The organism is Mycobacterium sp. 2YAF39, assembly GCF_052114565.1.
Lineage (GTDB): Bacteria > Actinomycetota > Actinomycetes > Mycobacteriales > Mycobacteriaceae > Mycobacterium.
This window is the reverse complement of sequence record NZ_JBFREZ010000012.1, coordinates 20,274-42,153: the sequence shown is the minus strand read 5'-3', so window position 1 is coordinate 42,153 and position 21,880 is coordinate 20,274. Positions and strand designations below refer to the sequence as shown.

Sequence of the window (21,880 nt, the reverse complement as noted above, 5' to 3'; positions counted from 1 at the left end):
TGGTCTCAACTCTGCGCGGCGACTCCCGGACGCGAGCGGCGCGGTCAGCCGAACGTCGCACGCAGGTGGGCGGCCAGGCGGTCGACATCGGCGTGTGCGCCTGCGAATCCGAGATAACCGTCGGGCCGGACGACGAACGCTGTCCTGCGGTCGGCGGAGTACGCACCGGCGAATGCCGAATCCGCGTCGCGGATGAGCGGCAGCACAGTGCTCGCGACGTCGGCGGAAGGCGCGGCGACCAGGTAGACGGTCAAATGGCCGCCCGCGACCGCGGCCGCGGCATCGGCGGCCCGCTCGTAGTCCTCGACGTCGGCGGGCCCCGCTGTGCCGTCGGCGTACAGCAGCAGGGTGTGGCCCGGGCCGAACAACGTGAACAACCGCAGCGGTGCGGTGACGGCGGCGCGGGTCAGGCCGGTCGCATCGGGTGCGCGCCCACCCGCCGGGCCGGCCACGATGGGACTGTCGGCGTAGTCGATCAGCAACTGCGCCTCGCGGCGGATGACGTAGTCGACATCGGTGGAATCGGCGCCGATACCCTCACGCGCGCTTCGTACGGTGCGGCCGACGACCTCCTCGCCGACGGGTCGCCGTTCGGCGTCATAGCTGTCGAGCAGATCCGGCGCCGCGTCTCCTGACACTGCGAGCGCGAGCTTCCACGCGAGGTTGTGGGCGTCCTGGATGCCGGTGTTCATCCCCTGGGCGCCGGTCGGCGGGTGGATGTGCGCGGCGTCGCCCGCGACGAACACCCGGCCCCGGCCGTACGCGTCGACGATGCGGTGGCTGATCCGAAAGACGGAGGACCAGCGCAGGTTTCGCGCCGTCGTCGGCTCGGGCGACAGCCGGTCCAGCACCGCCTGGATGTGGTGCAGTTCGGGTTTGCGGTCACCCTCGAACCCGTGCGCGACCCCTTGCGTCGCCGCAGCGGAGAGCTCGGCGGGGACGAGCATCGACATCCGGTACCGACCGCGACCGGGCAGCGGGATGCAGACCAGGAGGTCGTCGATCGCGCCGTCGGTCTGGTGCATTGCACGGATGGCGTAGCCGCGGGGCAGCGACCAATCCACCTCGACATCGCCGAGCATGTACTGCTCCTCGAACGCCGCACCCTCGAACGTCAGGCCAAGGGCTTTGCGCACGGCGCTGTGCGCGCCGTCGGCCCCGATGAGGTAGCTCGCCTGCACCGTCTGCTCGCCACCGTCGCCGACCAGGGTGGCGAGCACACCGTCGGCGTCCTGCTCGAATCCGGTGACGCGCAGGCCACGTTCGACGTGCACGCCGCGCAGGGCCAGTTCGTCGCGCAGGATCTGCTCGGTGGCGTACTGCGGGATGGCGATGAAGCCGAAGGGCACGTCGCAGGGGATGGTGAATTCGACCTGACCGACGGTCTGGCCGTTGACGTAGACGATCTGGCCGTACATCTGGGTTGCGGCGTCCAGGATGCGCGACAGCAGACCCATCGACTCGAAGACTTCGAGCGTACGTGGTTGCACACCAACGGCTTTCGCGTACTGAGGAGGTTCTGAGAGCGGATCGACGACGCGGCACTCGATACCGCGCCGGGTCAGTTCGATGGCGGCGGTGAGGCCGATGGGTCCGCCGCCGGCGATGAGTACTTGCGTCTGCGTGGTGTTCGACACGCGCTGATTATGCTGCCCCCATGAGCATTGACGCTCCATCGGCCGATTCGACGGTCAACGCCGGACACCTGATCGCCCGGCGGCTACGCGCCAGCGGGATCGACACGATCTTCACGCTGTCCGGTGGCCACCTGTTCTCGATATACGACGGCTGTCAGGCAGAGAACGTCCGGTTGATCGACACCCGGCACGAGCAGACCGCGGCGTTCGCGGCCGAGGGCTGGTCGAAGGTCACCCGGGTGCCGGGCGTCGCGGCGCTGACCGCCGGACCCGGCGTCACCAACGGGATGAGCGCGATGGCCGCCGCGGCGCAGAACCAGTCGCCGCTGGTGGTGCTCGGTGGTCGGGCGCCCGCAATGCGCTGGGGGCAGGGGTCGCTGCAGGAGATCGACCATGTTCCGTTCGTGGCGCCGCTGACCAGGTTCGCGGCGACCGCGCAGTCGCCCGATGAGGTCGGATCGCTGATCGACGATGCGCTGCGGGCCGCGGCGGGCGCGGGCGGGCGGCCGACGGGGGTGTCGTTCGTCGACTTCCCGATGGACTACGTCTTCGGGCAGGCCCATGACAACGGCGGACCCGGCGCGCTGGCAGGTCTGTCCGAAGACGTAGTCCAGCCGGATGGCAACGCGGTGGACGCGGCCGTGCGCCTGCTCTCCGGTGCGCAGCGGCCCGTCATCATGGCGGGTACCAACGTGTGGTGGGGCCACGGCGAAACCGCCCTGCTCCGTCTGGCTGACGAGCTGCGCATCCCGGTGCTGATGAACGGTATGGCGCGGGGAACGGTGCCCGCCGACCACGACCTCGCGTTCTCCCGTGCACGGTCGAAAGCATTGGGAGAGGCCGACGTGGCGGTGGTGATCGGTGTTCCGATGGACTTCCGGCTCGGTTTCGGTGGCGTGTTCGGTGCCGAGACCAAGCTCATCGTGGCCGACCGGGTCCAGCCCGAACGACCCCATCCCCGCGCGGTCGCCGCCCAGTTGTACGGGGATCTGACGACCATTTTGTCGGCGCTGGCCCACGCGACACCGTCCGATCACGAGGCCTGGATCGCCGACCTGCGCAGCACCGAAACCACCTCACGCGCGGGAGAGGCGGCCGAACTGGCCGATGACCGTACGCCGCTGCATCCGATGCGGGTCTACGCCGAGGTGAGCGCACTGCTCGACCGGGATGCGATCGTCGTCATCGACGCCGGTGATTTCGGTTCCTACGCAGGCCGGGTGATCGACAGCTACGTGCCGGGTGCATGGCTGGACAGCGGCCCGTTCGGGTGTCTGGGCTCGGGACCGGGATACGCACTGGCCGCCAAGCTGGCGCGACCCGACCGACAGGTCGTGCTCCTCCAGGGCGACGGTGCGTTCGGCTTCTCCGGCATGGAGTGGGACACGTTGGTGCGCCACGGCGTCCATGTGGTGTCGGTGATCGGGAACAACGGGATCTGGGGTCTGGAGAAGCACCCCATGGAGGCGTTGTACGGCTACTCGGTGGTCGCGGAGCTTCGGCCCGGCACCCGCTACGACGAGGTCGTCACCGCACTGGGCGGCCACGGCGAATTGGCGGCGACACCTGCGGATCTGCGGCCCGCACTCGATCGGGCGTTCTCCGCCGGACTGCCTGCGGTGGTGAACGCACTGACCGATCCGACGGTGGCCTACCCGCGTCGCTCCAACCTCGCCTGAGGCGTCCCGGCCCGGCGAAATTCACTCGACGCATCGCGCCGCGGGCGCACATGCTGGACGCGTGGAGGTAAGGCTGCATGATTCCGTCGACGAGTTCCGCGCACTCGCGGAGCCGCTGTATCGCCGCGACCCCATCGCTCACACCATCGAACTGACACTGCTGGGCGGCGACAACTTTTCTGACGACGCGCTGCTGCTGACGGTCTCGCGCGACGGTGAACTGGTAGGCGCGGCCATGCAGACACCGCCATACCCGTTGGTGTGCAACGGGATTCCCGCCGATGCCCTCGACTCTGTCGCCGCCTGCCTCGTCGACCGTCGGCCCGAACTGCCTGGCGTCCGCGGCGTACGCGCGACCGCGCTGCGCTTCGCCCAAGCGTGGCAGGGCCTCACCGGACAGACCACGACCGTCGACACCGAGGAGCGGCTCTATCGGCTCGGAACGCTGCACCCACCTGCGGACGTCCGCGGATCTCACCGGCTCGCCATCGCCGAGGACCAGGATCTGCTCGTCGACTGGGTGGGGCGCTTCTTCGCTGAAAGCTTCAGCCGGGTCCCGAACCACGGCGGTGCCGAGTTCGTCGCCGCCGCCGACTGCAAAGGCGACCGCTTCACACTGTGGACCGTCGACGACGTTCCCGTGAGCATGGCGATGCTCCGCGCCCCCGCGGCCGGTGTATCGCGGATCGGGCCGGTCTTCACGCCGACGGGATGCCGGGGCAACGGCTACGGTTCGGCTGTCACCGCCGCCGCCACCCAATTGGCACACCGCAGCGGCACCGCCGATGTCGTGTTGTTCGCCGATCTCGCCAACCAGGTATCCAACGCCATCTATCAGCGGATCGGCTTCGAAGCGGTCTCCGACTCCGTGCGCATCGAGTTCAGCCGCTGAGCGTGCGCGGGACGCGCACACGGGCCGCGTACCGTAAAGCTGTGGCGAAGACCAAGACCCGCACCTCAGGTGGTGTCAGCAATCGGTTCTGGCGGCTGCTCGGAGCGAGCACCGACAGAGATCAGGCCTCCTCGATGGCCCAGGTTCGCACCTCGTCGGAGTTCGACGAGAAGGCGGCCGACCTCGACGACGAGAAACTGCTCAAGGCCGCCAAGCTGCTGAACCTGGACGATCTCGCCGATTCCGCCGACATCCCGCAGTTCCTGGCGATCGCGCGGGAGGCATCCGCAAGGGCCACCACGCTGCGACCGTTCGACGTGCAGCTTCAGGCGGCCTTGCGGATGCTCGCCGGCGACGTCGTCGAGATGGCCACCGGTGAAGGCAAGACGTTGTCGGGTGCGATCGCCGCGGCAGGCTATGCAATCGGCGGCCGCCGCGTGCACGTCATCACCATCAACGACTACCTCGCCCGCCGCGACGCCGAATGGATGGGCCCGCTGATCGAAGCGCTCGGCCTGACCGTGGGGTGGGTCACCGCCGATTCGACGGCCGAGGAGCGGCGCAAGGCATACAAATGCGACGTCACCTACGGTTCTGTCAACGAGATCGGCTTCGACGTCCTGCGCGACCAGCTGGTCACCGACGTGAACGATCTGGTGTCTCCGAACCCCGATGTGGCACTGATCGACGAGGCCGACTCGGTGCTCGTCGACGAAGCGCTGGTGCCGCTGGTGCTGGCAGGCACCAGCCATCGGGAAACGCCGAAGGTCGAACTCATCCGGCTCGTCGGCGAACTCATCGCGGACAAGGACTACGAGACCGACTCCGACAGCCGCAACGTGCACCTCACCGAGACCGGCGCCCAGAAGCTCGAGGCCAAGCTCGGCGGCATCAACCTGTATTCCGAGGAAAACGTCGGCTCGACCCTGACCGAGGTCAACGTCGCACTGCATGCGCACGTTCTGCTCCAGCGCGATGTGCACTACATAGTTCGTGACGACGCGGTGCATCTCATCAACTCGTCCCGCGGCCGCATCGCGCAGTTGCAGCGGTGGCCCGACGGCCTTCAGGCCGCCGTGGAGGCCAAGGAGGGTATCGAGACGACCGAGACCGGCGAGGTGCTCGACACGATCACGGTGCAGGCGCTCATCGACCGGTACCCGACGGTGTGCGGGATGACCGGCACCGCCCTGGCCGCGGGCGAGCAGCTGCGCCAGTTCTACCGCCTCGGTGTGTCCCCAATCCCGCCGAATACTCCCAACATTCGCGAGGACGAAGAGGACCGGGTGTACGTCACCGCGGCTGCCAAGGCCGACGCGATCGTCGAGCACATCGCCGAGGTGCACGGGACCCGCCAGCCGGTGCTCGTCGGCACCCGCGATGTCGCCGAGTCCGAGGACCTGCACGAGCGGCTGGTCAAGGTCGGGATACCGGCCGTCGTGCTCAACGCGAAGAACGACGAGGAGGAAGCCGCCGTCATCGCCGAGGCGGGAGCGCTGGGATCGGTGACGGTATCCACTCAGATGGCCGGCCGCGGCACCGACATCCGGCTCGGCGGATCCGACGAAGCCGACCACGACGAAGTCGCCGAACTCGGCGGGCTGCACGTCATCGGCACCGGCCGCCACAACACCGAGCGGCTGGACAATCAGTTGCGCGGGCGCGCAGGACGCCAGGGTGACCCCGGATCGTCGGTGTTCTTCTCCAGCTGGGAGGACGACGTCGTCGCCGCGCACCTCGATGCGACCAAGCTGCCGATGCAGACCGACGAAGACGGCCGCATCGTCAACGCGAAGGCGGCCAGCCAGCTCGACCACGCGCAGCGCATCGCCGAAGGGCGGATGCTCGACATCCACGCCAACAACTGGCGCTACAACCAGCTGATCGCGCAGCAGCGCGCGATTCTGGTGGATCGCCGCGACACCCTGCTGCGCAGGCCGACCGCACGCGACGAGCTGCGGGAGCTGTCGCCGGAGCGCTATGACGCGTTGGTGGAAGAGGTCGGTGAGGAGAAGCTCGAGAAGATCTGCCGCCTGATCATGCTGTACCACCTGGACCGCGCCTGGACCGATCACCTGGCCTACCTGGCCGACATCCGGGAGAGCATCCACCTGCGGGCGCTCGGTCGGCAGAATCCACTGGACGAATTCCACCGGATGGCCGTGGATGCGTTCGCCTCGCTGGCCGCCGACGCGATCGAGGCCGCGCAGCAGACCTTCGACACCGCGCCGTCCATCGAGGACGAGCCCGGTGTCGACCTGTCCAAGCTCGCGCGGCCGACCTCGACGTGGACGTACATGGTCCACGACAATCCGCTCGCCGACGACACAATGTCGGCGCTGAGCCTGCCCGGGGTATTCCGCTAGGTTCTACCCATGGAGGAGCCGCTGGACCGGGGACATCAGGCAGCGGCCGCGCAACCCGAGCCGCGCGACCGGGTGTTCACGGTGCCCAACGCGCTCAGCGCGCTGCGCCTGGTGCTGGTGCCTGTCTTCCTCTGGCTGCTGCTGGTGGTGCACGAGAATGCCTGGGCGGTCGGCGTGCTCATGTTCAGCGGATTCTCCGACTGGGCCGACGGCAAGATCGCGCGGCTGGTCGACAACCAGTCGTCCAAACTCGGCGCGCTGCTGGATCCGGCCGTCGACCGCATCTACATGGTCGCCATCCCCATCGCCATGGCGATCCACGGCTCGATCCCGTGGTGGATCGTGCTGACCCTGCTCGGACGCGACGTCGTGCTGGCCGCCACGCTGCCGCTCCTGCGCAGTCGCGGGCTGACGGCGCTGCCGGTCACGTACATCGGTAAGGCGGCGACGTTCGCGCTGATGTCCGGACTTCCGCTGGTCCTGCTCGGCCAGTGGGACGCGTTGTGGAGTCGGGTGATCCTCGCGTGCGGCTGGGCGTTCGTGATCTGGGGCCTTGCGATGTACCTGTGGTCGGGTGTGCTGTATCTGATCCAGGTCGGGATGGTGATGCGTCGCATGCCCAAGGTGGGGCGCTGAGGAGATGACGCACCTCGGCGGCTATGACCCGGAAGCCGGACGCAGCGCCCACCAGGCGCGCAGGCCGACGCTGATCCCGGTGCCGTCGCTGTTGGCATCCCTGCTGTCGGACCACCTCGATCCGGGCTACCAGGCGGCGGCCGACGCGAAACAGCAGGGAAAGCAGCGCAGGTCGTGGCAGTCGTGGGCCTGGCAGATCGCAGGGGCCGTGCTGATCGCGTTGGTGTTCGTGACCGCGGTGGCCCAGGCCCGGTCGACCGCGCCCGGCGTGCGCGAGTCGCAACAGGTGCTCTCCGGCAGCGTGCGCTCCGCCGAGGCCGAGGTGGCCGATTCCTCCGGACGGCGCGACGCGCTGGCATCCGAGGTGGACACCGAACGACGCCAGCGGCTGGAAGGCGACGCACGCGGCCGAATCCTGCTCGGCCAGCTCGACGAGTCGAATCTCGCCGCGGCGGCCACGGCTGTGATCGGCCCGGGTCTGGAGATCACCTTCACGGATCCGGGCATGACCGAGGACCTCACCGACGTGTCCAAGGAGCGCGTTCCCGGCAGCCAGCAGGTCATTCTGGACCGCGATCTGCAACAGGTGGTCAACTCGCTGTGGGTCAGCGGCGCCGAGGCGATCTCGGTGGGCGGGGTCCGGATCGGACCGAACGTGACGATCCGGCAGGCAGGAGGGGGCATCCTGGTCGACAATCAACCGATCAGCAGCCCATACGTCATTCTCGCGCTCGGACCGCCGCACTCGATGCAGGACGTCTTCGAGCGCAGTCCCGGAATGCAGCGCCTGCGGCTCCTGGAGGCCTCATATGGTGTGGGAGTCAGCGTGAGCACATCCGAGGCACTCACCCTGCCGGCGACGCCGGTTCGGGATGTCAACTTCGCCAAGGAGATTGGGCCGTGACCAACAGATTGACCAATAGATGAAGTCAGACACGTGATCGGGATCGTCGCACTCGTCATCGGCATCGTGCTGGGGTTGGTATTCCACCCGGAGGTGCCGGAGTTCGTTCAGCCCTACCTTCCCATCGCCGTCGTCGCCGCGCTCGACGCCGTGTTCGGTGGTCTGCGGGCCTACCTGGAACGCATCTTCGACTCGAAGGTGTTCGTGGTGTCCTTCGTGTTCAACGTGTTGGTCGCCGCGCTCATCGTCTACCTCGGAGATCAGCTCGGCGTCGGCACGCAATTGTCGACCGCCATCATCGTGGTGCTCGGCATCCGGATCTTCGGAAACGCAGCTGCCTTGCGGCGCAGACTGTTCGGCGCGTGACGTAGGCGATGAGCGACGAGTCGCCGCAGGACAAGGCCGGGCCTGATCAGCACGGCCGACACGAACTGCCGCCCGATGCGCCCCCACCCGAGATCGGCGACGTGCACGGCGGTGGTGTCGCCGGAATCGTGAAGCGTGGCCGGTCGCAGATCGTGTTCGGCGCGCTGGCGGTGCTGTTGTGTGTGCTGTTGGGCCTCGCGATCATCACGCAGGTGCGCCAGACCGAATCGGGCGATTCGCTGGAGACCGCCCGCCCCGCCGATCTGCTGGTCCTGCTGGATTCGCTGCAGCAGCGCGAGGCGGCGCTGAACACCGAGGTGGCCGACCTGCAGCGCACGCTCGCGCAGCTCCAAGCGTCGGGGACCAGCGATCAGACGGCGATCGAGAACGCGCAGGCACGGCTGGCGGCACTGTCGATTCTGATCGGTACGGTGCCTGCGACCGGCCCGGGTGTGAAGCTGACCGTCACCGACACCACCCCGGGCGTACCGGCCGAGACCATGCTCGACGTGATCAATGAGCTGCGTAACGCCGGGGCCGAGGCCATGGAGATCAGCGGCGGAGGATCGGCCGTGCGGGTGGGACTCGACACCTGGGTCGCCGGTGCCCCCGGCGCGCTGATCGCCGACAGTGTGACTCTGAACCCGCCGTATTCGGTTCTGGCGATTGGTGATCCGCCGACGCTCGCCGCGGCGATGAACATTCCCGGCGGCGCGATGGACAGCGTCGAGCGGGTCGGCGGCACGATGGAGGTGGCGCAGTCCGATCGCGTGGACGTCACCGCCTTGCGGCAACCGAAACCTCGCCAATACGCTCAGCCAGTCAAGTGAGATGTGCGCAGTGAGCAACGAACGAGGAGCGCCGTGAGCGAAATCCCAGCCGACCTGTATTACACCGAAGAGCACGAGTGGGTACAGCGCACCGGCGATGACACCGTCCGCGTCGGTATCACCGATTACGCACAGTCCGCGCTGGGCGACGTCGTTTTCGTCCAGTTGCCCGACGTCGGCGCCGACGTTGCGGCGGGGGAGTCGTTCGGCGAGGTGGAATCGACGAAGTCCGTCTCAGACCTTTACGCGCCCGTCAGCGCGAAAGTCGTTGCGGTCAATGGTGATCTTGAGGGGAATCCGCAGCTCGTCAACTCCGATCCCTACGGCGGAGGTTGGCTGCTCGACCTGCAGGTCAACGGCGACGCACTGGCGGACGCCCTCGGCAAGCTTCTTGATGCCGACGCCTACCGCGCCTCGGTGGCCGAATGACGAGTTGTTAGGGTGCATCGAGCATTCGAAAGACAGCGATACCAACCAGAGGCGGATCCGGCGGTGGTGGACACAACCACGTCCACCTCACGGTACGGTCGACAGCAGACGAATTCGGCGCAGGGTTCGGCCTGATTTGGACTGATACGCCACAGCAGCCAGTGAGGAGCAGCGGGTGACGGATAAGGACCAGAATTCCGGGGCGGACCAGACGTCTGACGATGTCACCGTGGAGACGACATCTGTTTTCCGCGCTGACTTCCTCAACGAGTTGGACGCTCCGGCGTCGGCGGGCACCGAAGGGGCGGTTACAGGCGTCGAGGGCCTGCCTGTGGGTTCTGCATTGCTTGTCGTCAAGCGCGGACCCAACGCCGGCTCCCGGTTCCTGCTCGACCAGCCCACGACATCGGCGGGTCGGCACCCCGACAGCGACATCTTCCTCGATGATGTGACTGTGAGCCGCCGTCACGCCGAGTTCAGACTCGAGGCCAGTGAGTTCCAGGTCGTCGACGTCGGCAGCCTCAACGGCACCTACGTCAACCGCGAACCCGTTGATTCCGCGGTTCTCGCCAACGGCGACGAGGTGCAGATCGGCAAGTTCCGCCTGGTATTCCTCACCGGGCCCAAGGGTGACGACAACGGCGGCTAGTGCCGATGAGCGCAGCCGCGAAGAGTAAATGAGCCAGCCCGACACCCCCGCTCTCACAGGGATGTCGATCGGGGCGGTGCTCGATCTGCTGCGACCGGACTTCCCGGACGTGACCATCTCCAAGATTCGATTCCTGGAGGCCGAAGGACTGGTCACCCCGGAGCGCACGGGGTCGGGGTATCGGCGATTCACCGCCTACGACTGCGCTCGCCTGCGGTTCATCCTGACCGCCCAGCGCGACCAGTACCTACCGTTGAAAGTCATCAAGGCCCAGTTGGACGCCCAGCCGGACGGAGAGTTACCGCAGAGCGGATCCGCTTACGGCATACCGCGTTTGGTTCCCGTATCCGGCGATGAGTCCGACGACGAGGACGCCGGGCGCGGCGTATCGGCGGTGGCACCGACGCAGGTGCGGCTGTCGCGCGAGGATCTGCAGACCCGCTCGGGCGTCGACGACGAACTTCTCACCGCACTGGTCAAAGCGGGTGTGATCACCACCGGGCCCGCCGGTTTCTTCGACGAGCATTCCGTTCTGATCGCCCAATGCGCTCGTGCGCTTGCGGAGTACGGCGTCGAGCCGCGCCATCTACGGGCATTCCGCTCGGCCGCCGACCGGCAGTCCGATCTGATCGCCCAGATCGCCGGACCAGTGGTCAAGGCAGGCAAGGCAGGGGCACGGGATCGCGCCGACGATCTCGCGCGCGAGGTGGCGGCGCTCGCTATCACCCTGCACACGTCGCTGATCAAGTCGGCGGTGCGCGACGTACTCGACCGCTGAGGATTAGACTCAAATTTTGCAGGCTTCTCGGTGCGAAGGGCGGACACAGATGGGCGAGGTTCGTGTGGTCGGCATCCGCGTGGAGCAGCCCCAGAATCAGCCCGTCCTGCTGCTGCGGGAATCCAACGGTGATCGCTATCTGCCGATCTGGATCGGCCAGTCGGAGGCCGCGGCCATCGCGCTCGAGCAGCAGGGTGTTGAGCCCGCACGACCGCTGACGCACGACCTGATCCGAGATGTCATTGGCGCCCTTGGTCATTCGCTCAAGGAAGTGCGCATCGTCGATCTTCAAGAAGGCACCTTCTACGCGGACCTGATCTTCGACCGCGACATCAAGGTGTCCGCGCGCCCGTCGGATTCGGTGGCGATCGCGCTGCGGGTGGGAGTGCCGATCTACGTCGAGGAGGCGGTGCTCGCCGAGGCCGGCCTCCTGATTCCCGACGAGAACGACGACGAAGCCACCGGTGCGGTCCGCGAGGACGAGGTCGAGAAGTTCAAGGAGTTCTTGGACAGCGTGTCGCCCGACGATTTCAAGGCCACCTAGGCCTTTTCCGGGTTTTTTCCGGCTCTTTTCGTGCGGGTTTGTCACGGAAACGTCTCGTCGGCCTCGACACGCGGTGAGGGTTTCTCCTAACGGCGAATCGGGCAGCCATACTTTGGGAGTCGGACCTGCTGATGGGCAGTAACAGGCCCGGCGGAAGCGTATGCTCGACACATTCGGGCTTGGGCAAACGCGCTGCCATGCAGGTCACAGACGCGAGTTCGACCGGCGAGAGGATTCGATAGTGGGAGACACGCCACGCCAAGAGGAACTCGATCTATCCTCTGCCAGCGGTCCCGCCGAATCGGGAGTCACCGTATCCAGCGCACCCGTTCAGGGGGGTCTGTTCCCGGACGACTCAGTACCGGACGAACTCGTCGGGTACCGCGGTCCCAGTGCGTGCCAGATCGCAGGCATCACATACCGGCAGCTGGACTACTGGGCACGCACGTCGCTGGTGGTCCCGTCGATCCGTAGCGCCGCCGGTTCGGGTAGTCAGCGGTTGTACTCCTTCAAGGACATCCTGGTCCTCAAGATCGTAAAGCGACTGCTGGACACCGGGATATCGCTGCACAACATCCGGGTTGCCGTCGATCACCTGCGGCAGCGCGGCGTTCGCGATCTGGCCAACATCACGTTGTTCTCCGATGGCACCACGGTTTACGAGTGCACCTCGGCCGAAGAAGTGGTCGACCTGTTGCAGGGCGGCCAGGGCGTGTTCGGCATCGCCGTTTCCGGCGCGATGCGTGAGCTGACCGGTGCGATCGCCGACTTCCCAGGTGAGCGGGCCGACGGCGGCGAATCCATCGCTGCGCCTGAGGACGAATTGGCATCCCGGCGTAAGCACCGCGACCGCAAGATCGGCTGAAATTCGCGCCACACTGTCCGGGCACAGCTTCGTCGCCGCTGCCCGGTAGACTCGGCGTCGCATCGCCCTTGTGCGGGAGAGTTCCGTGGCCGCCAGCCACGGACGCCGAAGGAGCAACACCTCTCCGTCAACCTCTCAGGCACCCCGGACCGCGCATGGCCCCGATGCCTCTGGAAAGCGGTAGGCCAGGCCTGCCCGCCCATGGGGAAAGGCGCCGCGTTCATCGCGTGCCGCCGAATCTCTCAGGCACAGACGACAGAGGGAGAGGAACCCAACGGTTCTGAACCCACATGCGTCTGGAGCTACAGCCGGTGCCCGACTCAGAGAACTTCACCTTCGCCGCACGCCATATCGGACCTGACGCCGACGCCGTTGCGACCATGCTCGCGACCATCGGTGTGGGCTCGCTCGAGGAGCTCGCCGACAAGGCGTTGCCCGCAGGCATCCTCGATGCGCTTGGCGCAGATCAGGTGGCGCCCGGCCTGGATCAGCTCCCGCCGGCGGCCACCGAGGACGAGGCGCTGACAGAGCTGCGGGCACTCGCCGATGCGAACACCGTCGCGGTGTCCATGATCGGGCAGGGCTACTTCGACACACTCACGCCACCGGTGTTGCGCCGCAACATCCTTGAGAACCCGGCGTGGTACACGGCCTACACGCCGTATCAGCCGGAGATCAGTCAGGGCCGGCTCGAAGCACTACTGAACTTTCAGACCATGGTCTGTGACCTCACCGGTCTAGAGGTCGCCAACGCCTCCATGCTCGACGAAGGCACCGCCGCGGCCGAGGCGATGACGCTCTTGCACCGTGCGGTGCGCGGATCGTCGAACCGGCTGGTCGTCGACCGTGACGTGTACCGGCAGACTGCCGCCGTGCTGGCCACCCGTGCGCAGCCGCTCGGCATCGAGATCGTCACCGCAGACCTCCGGGAAGGCCTGCCCGACGGCGAGTTCTTCGGCGTCATCGCCCAGCTGCCGGGCGCGAGCGGCGCCATCGTCGACTGGAGCGAGATGGTCGAGCAGGCGCACGACCGTGGTGCGCTGGTCGCGCTCGGCGCCGACCTGCTCGCGATGACGCTCATCACCCCACCCGGCGACATCGGAGCCGACGTCGCATTCGGCAGCACGCAGAGATTCGGGGTGCCAATGGGATTCGGGGGACCGCACGCCGGCTATCTCGCGGTGCACGCCAAGCACGCCAGGCAGCTGCCCGGCCGCCTCGTCGGAGTCTCGCTCGACGCCGACGGCGCCCCGGCGTATCGGTTGGCGCTGCAGACCCGCGAACAGCACATCCGCCGGGACAAGGCGACAAGCAACATCTGCACCGCACAGGTGCTGCTCGCAGTGATGGCCGCGATGTACGCGAGCTATCACGGTGCGGGCGGGTTGGCCGCGATCGCGCGGCGGGTCCATGGTCACGCCCGCGCGCTGGCCGCGGGTCTGACGGACGGCGGTGTGGATGTCGTCCACCGCGAGTTCTTCGACACGGTGCTGGCCCGGGTGCCCGGCAAGGCGGCCGAGATCCGTGACGCCGCCAAGGCGCACGGCGTCAACATCTGGCTTGTCGACGACGACCACGTGTCGGTGTCCTGCGACGAGGCGACCACGGCGCAGCACGTGGGGGCTGTGCTGTCGGCGTTCGGAGCCGTCTCGGCGGGCGCGTTCGACGGACCGGACATCGAGAACCGCACATCCGAGTTTCTGACACACCCGGCGTTCGCGCGCTACCGCACCGAGACGGAGATGATGCGGTATCTGCGATCCTTGGCGGACAAGGATATTGCGCTGGACCGCAGCATGATTCCGCTCGGATCGTGCACGATGAAACTCAACGCGGCCGCCGAGATGGAGCCCATCACCTGGCCCGAGTTCGCGCGGCAACATCCGTTCTCCCCGGCGTCGGACACGCCCGGCCTTCGCAAGCTGATCGCCGATCTCGAGACATGGCTGATCGGAATCACCGGGTATGACGCGGTGTCGCTTCAGCCCAACGCGGGATCGCAGGGGGAGTACGCGGGTCTACTGGCGATCCAGGCCTACCACGCCGAGCGCGGGCAGCCCGACCGTGACGTCTGCCTGATCCCGTCGAGCGCACACGGCACCAATGCCGCGTCGGCGGCGCTGGTGGGCATGCGGGTCGTCGTGGTGGGGTGCCGGGCCAACGGCGACGTCGACCTCGACGACCTTCGCGCCAAGGTCGCCGAAAACGCGGATCGGTTGTCGGCGTTGATGATCACCTACCCGTCGACCCACGGTGTGTTCGAGCATGACATCGCCGACATCTGCGCCGCGGTTCACGACGTCGGCGGCCAGGTCTACGTCGACGGAGCCAACCTCAACGCCCTCGTCGGTCTTGCCCGGCCGGGCCGATTCGGCGGCGACGTCAGTCACCTCAATCTGCACAAGACGTTCTGCATTCCGCACGGTGGCGGCGGTCCTGGGGTCGGACCGGTCGCGGTGCGCTCGCATCTGGCCAAGTACCTGCCCGGTCATCCGTTGGCCGACGAATTGGGCGCCGATTACACCGTATCGGCGGCGCCGTACGGCTCGGCGTCGATCCTGCCGATCAGCTGGGCCTACATCCGGATGATGGGCGCCAACGGTTTACGCGCTGCGTCCCTGACCGCGATCGCGTCGGCCAACTACATCGCCCGTCGGCTCGGCGAGCACTACCCCGTCCTCTACACCGGCGAGAACGACATGGTCGCCCACGAGTGCATCCTGGATCTGCGGGCTATCACCAAGGAGACGGGCGTGACCGTCGACGATGTGGCAAAACGGCTGGCGGACTACGGCTTCCACGCTCCGACGATGAGCTTCCCGGTGGCGGGCACGTTGATGGTCGAGCCGACGGAAAGCGAGAGCCTGGCCGAGGTCGACGCGTTCTGCGAAGCGATGATCTCGATCCGCGGTGAGATCGATGCGGTGGCCGCAGGCACCTGGCCGGCGGACGACAATCCGATGCGCGGCGCACCGCACACCGCGGAATGTCTGCTGGTGTCGGATTGGGACCATCCGTACAGCCGTGAACAGGCCGCCTATCCGCTCGGCAAGACCTTCCGCCCGAAGGTCTGGCCGCCGGTGCGCCGTATCGACGGCGCGTACGGCGATCGCAACCTGATGTGCTCGTGCCCGCCGGTCGAGGCGTTCGCGTAGCGCGCGCGGTCAGCCGAACCGTTGGACGATCGCGTCCGTGATCTGTTCCGGCGCATCCTCTTGGATGAAGTGGCTGGCGTTCGGTAGTTCCACGAGGACGTGATCGGGGAACGCGCTACGCATGCGCGGAAGAGTCGGTCCTGGCCGGAAGGCGAAGTCCTTCATACCCCAGACCAGCAGTGCCGGTTTCGATCCGAGCTTCGCGGGCACGTCGCGGGCGAGCCTTTCCAGAAGCGGGCGTGCCGCCAGAATCTCCTTCGGCATACGCGCGACGCCGGCACGGGCCGCCGGTGTGGGCTGGACCCTGCGATAGTGCTCCATCTCGGCGTCGTCCAGTGAGGTGTTGGTGCCGGCCGGAATCAGGCGCTCCACGAAAAAGTTTCGCTGTGTGATGGCCCACTGCATCGGCGGGCTGCCCATCACCCTGCTGAACATCTTCGTGCCGATATCCGTGGCGGGCCAGAACCAGGTGTTTCCGAGCACGACGCCGCGCACCCGGTCGGCACGCTCGGTACCGACGGCCATGCTGATCGGGCCGCCCCAGTCCTGGCCCATGCTCAGATACTGGTCGATCTCGAGGTGGTCGAGGAGCTCGCCCATCACCGCGGCGTGCTCATCGATGCGGTAGGTGAACCCCGGGGGTCGCTCGGAAAGCCCGAAGCCGAGGTAGTCGGGTGCGATGCAGCGGAAACGATCGCGCAACCCGGCGATGATGTTGCGGTACAGGAAACTCCACGTCGGATTGCCGTGAAAGAACACGATCACCGGACCCGCACCCTCGTCGATGTAGTGCACACGTCCGCGTGAGCTGTCGAACCATCGGGAGGTGAACGGGTACAGCGCCGGATCCGGCGTGAATTCGCCTGGCAATTTCCGTCCCTCTTTCATCGGTGTTGATACGGTTCCTCACGTGTTGCCCCCTAGCGTCGCAGAGTGGCGCGATGGCGGCACCTCATTGAGCACGCCCGCAGGTCGGGTGTTCGTTCGCTCGGCGCCGGGCGACGGCCCCACGATCCTGCTGTTGCACGGCTATCCGTCCAGCTCGTACGACTACCACCAGGTGGTGCGGCACCTGGACGGCAGGGCGTGGGTGACGCTGGACTTCCTCGGCTTCGGGCTGTCGGACAAGCCGCGTCCGCACCGCTACAGCCTGTTCGAACAGGCCGACATCGTGGCGGCCGTGGTCGCGGAGGCGACGTCGGGGCCGGTGGTGTTGATCGCTCATGACATGGGCACGTCGGTGGCCACCGAACTGCTGGCACGAGATCTGCAGGGCCAGTTGCCCTTCGAGCTGCAACGCGCGGTGATCGGCAACGGGAGTGTGATCCTGCACCGGGCCAGCCTGCGGCCCGCTCAGAAGCTACTGCGCAGCCCGCTCGGGCCGATCCTGGCCCGGTTGTCGAATGCGTCGTCGTACACGCGCGCCTTTGGTCGGCTCTTCAGCGCCGATCATCCGATGACCGAAGAGGAGGGACAGGCGCAGTGGGCGTTGTGGTCCCACAACGACGGCCACCGCATCGCACATCTGCTCATCGCCTACCTCGACGAACGGGTCCGCTTCGCCTCGCGATGGCACGGCGCCGTGCGGGACTGGGCCAAGCCGCTGAGCTTTCTGTGGGCGCTCGACGATCCGGTCGCGACCACGAATGTGCTCGACGGGTTACGCGAGCTTCGGCCGGCGGCAAGCGTTGTCGAGCTTCCCGGTGTCGGGCATTATCCGCAGGTGGAGGTGCCGGAGCAGTTCACCCGTGCCGCGCTGAGCCTGCTGTCGACAGGCTAGGCGAGCAGCTTCGCGATCGCCGACGTCAACTCCGGGCCTGTGGAACTGTTCAGGTTCTGATAGCTGCCACGGCTGACCTGAGCGACCGCCTCCCAGGTGGCGCGGTCGGAGTCGGAGCCGAAGTCGATCACGTTCACCGCAACCGGACGGGCGGGGTCGAACGCTCCGCGAATGAATTGCTCCAGTCCCGCGCCGTTCAGTGACTGGTCCGTGTGGGGCCCGGTGGTGATGACCAGAACCGAGTTGTCCTGGCCCTCACGGAAATTCGTCTTCGCCTGGTCGTAGAGCAACCGTAACGTCGTGAACGAGACGGCACCGCCATCCGAGGGGGTCTGCCCGTTGAGCTCATCGGTCAGCGCCGCCGATCGGGGCTTGCCGTCGACCTGATCGGACAGCGGGCCCATCGGCACCGCGGAACGGCCTTCGACACCGTCGAACGTCCACAGGCCGACCGCGGAGTTCGGCGGTAATGCCTGGAGCCGCGCGTCCAGCGCCGCGGTCACATTGGCCAGCCGCGACCCTTGGCCCTCCGTGAGCGGCATCGACTGGTCGAGCATGATGGTCACCGCGGGGCTCTCGACGGGAGCCGTCAGGCTGTCGGCCAACGCGACGCGCGTCGCGTTGTCACCCACCGGCAGTGGCGCCGACAGCGGCGCGAAATCGGTGACGTCGCTCTGCGGCGGGGCGCCGCCGTCGGTGCGGAAGCCCGCTTTGGCCAGCTCGGCCATTTGTTCGGGTTTACGCATGAATCGAGCGAATTCGCTCGCCGCGGCGACCTGTTCCTGAGACAGCCAATCGCCGGCCAGCAGAACGGTGGGGTAGTCCGCGATCACCGCCGGACCCCGCGGCACCCACGACGCCACCACGTTCTTTGCATCGGGCAACGTGGTGCCGCGCTGGAAGAGCTGCTGCTCGGTGGTGACGACGGCATGCACCGGTGCGTCGGCGGGGTCGGCGTCGCCGAGCAGCGCGTCCATTGCCGTCGAGGCCTTCTTGTCAGGCAACTCGGGTTGGCCCGCCACCAGAGAGTTCACCGCGCCGATGCCTGCGCTCGGTGGCGACCCGGAGGGTGCGGATTCCGTCGCCACGGCTTCCGCAGCGAGGTAGGAGGCATCGCTGTCGCCGGTCATCGGCAGGGCCAACTTCAGTGAGCCCCAGCCGGGCAGCCCCAGCCCGTCCAACGCGCTGGGATTTGTCTGCAGAGACGGCAGTGACGACCAACTCTGTTGCGCCAGGGCGGGCTTCAGTTCGGGTCGGGTCGCCAGCAGCACGGGTGAGGTGACCAACGAGCGACTGTCGCTGATGGTCTTCTCTCCGGCGACGGCCTCCAAACGAGCCGCCGAGACAGAGCTCGCGGGGATCCACAGGGCGGGCTGGCCACCGAGTTCGGCGGGCCACTTTCCGATGAACCCGTTGACCACCTGATCGGATTCGGCCGGTGTGACTCCGACCTTCACACAGCGGTCGCCGACCGGCGCAGCGTCGTGGTTGTAGTTGTCCGCCAGCGTTTTTATCTGGCCGGCGACCGAAGGGTCGGCGACGACCGCGACGGCGAGGTCACCGTCCACGCATCGGGCGGCCGCGGCATCGCTGCGATTGGACAGCGCGTCGCCGAAAAAACGCCACAGGATGACCGCGGCGACGACCACGACGACGGTCATGAGGGCGACGATCACGCTGATGCTGACACCGCGCCTGCCGGCGGTCACCGCACGGTGGCTGCCCGTCCATTCGCCGCCGTCCCAGTCGCCGCCGTGTTGGGGGCCGGACCGTGGACGGTCGGGTGGCGGAGCCGACGATCCGACCCGCTGAAGGTCGAAACCGGAGCCGGGTTCGTCTTCGTACACCGATTTCCGGTAGTCGGGTTCGTCGTAGGTGAACGCGTCGGGATCACCGAAATCACCACTGTCATAGCGAGGTTCGGACTGCTCCGGCTCACGATATTGCGGCGCACCGTATTCCGGCTCGCCGAAGCCCGGCCCGTGATCGGACCCGGATTCGCCGGCGGAGCCGAAGCTCGTGGTCTCAGGTTCCTCGTGGTGCTCGTCGCCGGCCGATTCCTCGGGGTCGGGAACGCTATGCCTGCCCACAGAAGCCCTTGTGCTCGCTACGTCGACGGGTCATCGGATCAACCACCGTTATTCGCTGCCTTAAATTCGCGTCGCTTACGGTGCAGGATCGGTTCGGTGTAGCCGCTCGGCTGGGAGCCACCGGACAGGATCAGCTCCTGTGCGGCGGTGAACGCCACGCTGCCGTCGGGATCCGGTGCCATTGGGCGGAATTCGGGATCCTTTTCGTTCTGCTGGTCGACCACCGCGGCCATACGACGCAGGCTGGCCTTCACGTCGTCCTCGGTGATCACTCCGTGGCGCAGCCAGTTCGCCAACAGCTGGCTCGAGATACGAAGCGTGGCACGGTCTTCCATCAGCGCGACGTTGTGGATGTCCGGCACTTTGGAGCAGCCGACACCGGCGTCGATCCAGCGCACCACGTAGCCGAGGATCGACTGGCAGTTGTTGTCGACCTCTTCGCGGATCTCTTCCGGCGCCCAGGCGAGTTCCTTGCCCAGTGGGATGGTGAGCAGCTCTTCGACCGTGGTCCTCGTCTTGCCCTGCAGGTCTTTCTGCACCGCATGGACGTCGACCTCGTGGTAGTGCATGGCGTGCAGAGTGGCCGCCGTCGGCGACGGCACCCACGCCGTGTTGGCGCCGGCCTTTGGCTGACCGATCTTCTGCTCGACCATGTCGGCCATCAGGTCGGTCATCGCCCACATGCCCTTGCCGATCTGCGCGCGCCCGGAGAACCCGGTGGCCAGACCGACGTCGACGTTCTGGTCTTCATAGGCGAGGATCCACGGCTGCTTTTTCATGGCGCCCTTGCGGATCATCGGGCCCGCCTCCATCGACGTATGGATCTCGTCGCCGGTGCGGTCCAGGAAGCCGGTGTTGATGAACGCCACGCGATCGGAAGCCGCCTTGATGCAGGCCTTCAGGTTGAGGGTGGTGCGTCTCTCCTCGTCCATGATGCCGACCTTGATCGTGTTCGGCGGCAGGCCGAGCACGTCCTCGACCCGGCCGAACAGCTCGACGGTGAACGCCACCTCTTCGGGTCCGTGCATCTTGGGCTTGACGATGTAGATCGATCCCGTGCGGCTGTTGACCTTCGGTCCGTTCCCGTCGCCGGACTTCAGACCGTGGATGCCGATCAGGCTGGTGAACAGCGCGTCCTGGATGCCTTCGGGCACCTCTCGGACTTCAGCCCCGTCATCGGCCCCGTCGTTGTCGAAGACGATCGCGTCGTTGGTCATCAGGTGGCCGACGTTGCGCACGAACATCAGGCTGCGCCCGGGCAGTGTGAGCTCGCCCTCGCCGTCCGGGGTGGTGTACGTGCGGTCCTCGCTGAGCACACGGGTGAAGGTTTCGCCGCCCTTGGCCACCTCTTCGTGGAGGTCGCCGCGGTTCAGGCCGAGCCAGTTGCGGTAGCCGAGCACCTTGTCGTCGGCGTCCACGGCGGCCACCGAGTCCTCGAAGTCCATGATCGTGGTGATCGCGGATTCCAGGACGACGTCCTTGATACCTGCGGGATCGGTTGAGCCGACGGGGGAGTCGGGATCGACCAGGATCTCCACGTGCAGGCCGTGATTGCGCAGCAATACCGACCAGGCGGGTGAGCCGAGTTCGCCGGTGTAGCCGACGAATTGCTCCGGTGACGCGAGGCCGGTGGACTCGCCGTCACCAAGCGTCACGAGCAACTGTCCCTCGTCGATTTTGATGCCGGTCGCTTCGTTCCACGCGCCGCTGGCCAGCGGGGCCGCGCCGTCGAGGAAGCGGCGGGCGTACGCGATGACCTTGTCGCCGCGAACCTTGTTGTAGCTCGTGCCCTTCTCGGCGCCATCGTCTTCGGAGATCACGTCCGTGCCGTACAGCGCGTCGTACAGCGAACCCCACCGTGCGTTCGCGGCGTTGAGCGCGAACCGCGCGTTGAGGATGGGGACGACGAGCTGCGGGCCCGCGGTCTTGGCGATCTCGTCGTCGACACCGGCGGTGGAGATCGTGAAGTCGTCGGGAGCGGGCAGCAGGTACCCGATTTCGGTGAGGAACTCCCGGTACGCCTCGGCATCGATCGGCTCGATGACCCGCTGGCGATGCCACTTGTCGATACGGGCCTGCAGATCGTCGCGGCGGGCGAGCAGTTCCTGGTTCTTCGGTGTGAAATCGGCGACGACCTTGTCGACGCCGGACCAGAAGGTGTCGGGATCGAGCCCGGTACCCGGCAGCGCCTCATCGTTGACGAAGTCGTACAGCACCTGGGCAACTCGCAGGTTGCCCACCTTCACGCGATCGGTCATATTTCCTCCCTCGCCCTACAAG

General features: G+C 67.0%; 18 protein-coding genes and 1 riboswitch. Of the genes, 14 read left to right on the top strand and 4 right to left on the bottom strand.

The window, feature by feature from the left end:
• Positions 1 to 44: 44 nt before the first annotated feature.
• Positions 45 to 1,676 carry an FAD-dependent monooxygenase gene (locus AB4Z42_RS25725; protein ID WP_442012069.1) on the bottom strand — a complete coding sequence of 544 codons (1,632 nt, stop codon included), beginning with the start codon at positions 1,674 to 1,676 and terminating at the stop codon, positions 45 to 47.
• Between AB4Z42_RS25725 and AB4Z42_RS25720 the strand changes: the two genes are divergently transcribed.
• The 13 genes from AB4Z42_RS25720 (at position 1,658) to gcvP (ending at position 15,730) form a co-directional block, all read left to right on the top strand.
• Entirely contained in the window at positions 1,658 to 3,316 is a 1,659-nt protein-coding gene (locus AB4Z42_RS25720; RefSeq protein WP_442012068.1) for an acetolactate synthase, read from the top strand. The two genes, AB4Z42_RS25725 and AB4Z42_RS25720, sit on opposite strands and share 19 nt — an antisense overlap.
• 61 nt (positions 3,317 to 3,377) lie before the next feature.
• A complete protein-coding gene (locus AB4Z42_RS25715; protein ID WP_442012067.1) occupies positions 3,378 to 4,208 on the top strand; it encodes a GNAT family N-acetyltransferase in 831 nt (276 codons plus the stop codon).
• 41 nt (positions 4,209 to 4,249) lie between these two features.
• The gene (secA2, locus tag AB4Z42_RS25710) at positions 4,250 to 6,574 is read left to right on the top strand and encodes an accessory Sec system translocase SecA2 (protein ID WP_442012066.1); all 2,325 of its coding nucleotides are present in this window, start codon (positions 4,250 to 4,252) and stop codon (positions 6,572 to 6,574) included.
• A 9-nt stretch (positions 6,575 to 6,583) separates the two neighbouring features.
• Positions 6,584 to 7,210: a CDP-alcohol phosphatidyltransferase family protein gene (locus AB4Z42_RS25705; protein ID WP_442012065.1), complete on the top strand. Its 627-nt coding sequence runs from the start codon at positions 6,584 to 6,586 to the stop codon at positions 7,208 to 7,210.
• A 4-nt stretch (positions 7,211 to 7,214) separates the two neighbouring features.
• Positions 7,215 to 8,114, top strand: a complete 900-nt coding sequence (locus AB4Z42_RS25700) for a DUF881 domain-containing protein (protein WP_442012064.1) — start codon at positions 7,215 to 7,217, stop codon at positions 8,112 to 8,114.
• 33 nt (positions 8,115 to 8,147) lie between these two features.
• Complete coding sequence (locus AB4Z42_RS25695; RefSeq protein WP_442012063.1) at positions 8,148 to 8,480, top strand: small basic family protein; 333 nt, start codon at positions 8,148 to 8,150, stop codon at positions 8,478 to 8,480.
• An 8-nt stretch (positions 8,481 to 8,488) separates the two neighbouring features.
• Positions 8,489 to 9,310 (top strand): DUF881 domain-containing protein, encoded by an 822-nt coding sequence (locus tag AB4Z42_RS25690; protein ID WP_442012062.1) that lies wholly within the window; start codon positions 8,489 to 8,491, stop codon positions 9,308 to 9,310.
• Between the two features lie 33 nt (positions 9,311 to 9,343).
• Positions 9,344 to 9,739, top strand: a complete 396-nt coding sequence (gene gcvH / locus AB4Z42_RS25685; RefSeq protein ID WP_442012061.1) for a glycine cleavage system protein GcvH — start codon at positions 9,344 to 9,346, stop codon at positions 9,737 to 9,739.
• A gap of 175 nt (positions 9,740 to 9,914) precedes the next feature.
• Positions 9,915 to 10,388 carry a glycogen accumulation regulator GarA gene (gene garA, locus AB4Z42_RS25680; protein ID WP_442012060.1) on the top strand — a complete coding sequence of 158 codons (474 nt, stop codon included), beginning with the start codon at positions 9,915 to 9,917 and terminating at the stop codon, positions 10,386 to 10,388.
• A 28-nt stretch (positions 10,389 to 10,416) separates the two neighbouring features.
• A complete protein-coding gene (gene ftsR, locus AB4Z42_RS25675; RefSeq protein WP_442012059.1) occupies positions 10,417 to 11,166 on the top strand; it encodes a transcriptional regulator FtsR in 750 nt (249 codons plus the stop codon).
• Positions 11,167 to 11,215: 49 nt separating this feature from the next.
• Positions 11,216 to 11,710: a bifunctional nuclease family protein gene (locus AB4Z42_RS25670; protein WP_006243655.1), complete on the top strand. Its 495-nt coding sequence runs from the start codon at positions 11,216 to 11,218 to the stop codon at positions 11,708 to 11,710.
• A gap of 241 nt (positions 11,711 to 11,951) precedes the next feature.
• Positions 11,952 to 12,575, top strand: coding sequence for a MerR family transcriptional regulator (locus AB4Z42_RS25665; RefSeq protein ID WP_442012058.1), 624 nt, complete (start codon positions 11,952 to 11,954; stop codon positions 12,573 to 12,575).
• 63 nt (positions 12,576 to 12,638) lie between these two features.
• A riboswitch (glycine riboswitch) is annotated at positions 12,639 to 12,737 on the top strand.
• A 149-nt stretch (positions 12,738 to 12,886) separates the two neighbouring features.
• Positions 12,887 to 15,730 carry an aminomethyl-transferring glycine dehydrogenase gene (gene gcvP, locus AB4Z42_RS25660; protein WP_442012057.1) on the top strand — a complete coding sequence of 948 codons (2,844 nt, stop codon included), beginning with the start codon at positions 12,887 to 12,889 and terminating at the stop codon, positions 15,728 to 15,730.
• 9 nt (positions 15,731 to 15,739) lie between these two features.
• Here gcvP and AB4Z42_RS25655 read toward each other — a convergent pair whose 3' ends face one another.
• Positions 15,740 to 16,618, bottom strand: coding sequence for a haloalkane dehalogenase (locus AB4Z42_RS25655; RefSeq protein WP_442012056.1), 879 nt, complete (start codon positions 16,616 to 16,618; stop codon positions 15,740 to 15,742).
• 22 nt (positions 16,619 to 16,640) lie between these two features.
• Between AB4Z42_RS25655 and AB4Z42_RS25650 the strand changes: the two genes are divergently transcribed.
• On the top strand, positions 16,641 to 17,510 hold the full coding sequence (locus AB4Z42_RS25650; protein WP_442012055.1) for an alpha/beta fold hydrolase: 870 nt from the start codon (positions 16,641 to 16,643) through the stop codon (positions 17,508 to 17,510).
• Here the strand turns inward: AB4Z42_RS25650 and AB4Z42_RS25645 are convergent.
• Both AB4Z42_RS25645 and AB4Z42_RS25640 read right to left on the bottom strand, forming a co-directional pair.
• Positions 17,507 to 19,600 carry a substrate-binding domain-containing protein gene (locus AB4Z42_RS25645; protein ID WP_442012054.1) on the bottom strand — a complete coding sequence of 698 codons (2,094 nt, stop codon included), beginning with the start codon at positions 19,598 to 19,600 and terminating at the stop codon, positions 17,507 to 17,509. The genes AB4Z42_RS25650 and AB4Z42_RS25645 overlap by 4 nt on opposite strands.
• A gap of 38 nt (positions 19,601 to 19,638) precedes the next feature.
• Positions 19,639 to 21,858, bottom strand: a complete 2,220-nt coding sequence (locus AB4Z42_RS25640) for a malate synthase G (RefSeq protein ID WP_442012053.1) — start codon at positions 21,856 to 21,858, stop codon at positions 19,639 to 19,641.
• Positions 21,859 to 21,880 lie beyond the last annotated feature (22 nt).

What these genes read in the sequence shown, in the direction of transcription:
- AB4Z42_RS25720 (WP_442012068.1), top strand. Translation starts at nt 1,658, where the DNA reads ATGAGCATTGACGCTCCATCGGCCGATTCGACGGTCAACGCCGGACAC.
- AB4Z42_RS25725 (WP_442012069.1), bottom strand. Translation starts at nt 1,676, where the DNA reads ATGGAGCGTCAATGCTCATGGGGGCAGCATAATCAGCGCGTGTCGAAC.
- AB4Z42_RS25705 (WP_442012065.1), top strand. Translation starts at nt 6,584, where the DNA reads ATGGAGGAGCCGCTGGACCGGGGACATCAGGCAGCGGCCGCGCAACCC.
- AB4Z42_RS25700 (WP_442012064.1), top strand. Translation starts at nt 7,215, where the DNA reads ATGACGCACCTCGGCGGCTATGACCCGGAAGCCGGACGCAGCGCCCAC.
- AB4Z42_RS25690 (WP_442012062.1), top strand. Translation starts at nt 8,489, where the DNA reads ATGAGCGACGAGTCGCCGCAGGACAAGGCCGGGCCTGATCAGCACGGC.
- ftsR (WP_442012059.1), top strand. Translation starts at nt 10,417, where the DNA reads ATGAGCCAGCCCGACACCCCCGCTCTCACAGGGATGTCGATCGGGGCG.
- AB4Z42_RS25670 (WP_006243655.1), top strand. Translation starts at nt 11,216, where the DNA reads ATGGGCGAGGTTCGTGTGGTCGGCATCCGCGTGGAGCAGCCCCAGAAT.
- AB4Z42_RS25655 (WP_442012056.1), bottom strand. Translation starts at nt 16,618, where the DNA reads ATGAAAGAGGGACGGAAATTGCCAGGCGAATTCACGCCGGATCCGGCG.
- AB4Z42_RS25640 (WP_442012053.1), bottom strand. Translation starts at nt 21,858, where the DNA reads ATGACCGATCGCGTGAAGGTGGGCAACCTGCGAGTTGCCCAGGTGCTG.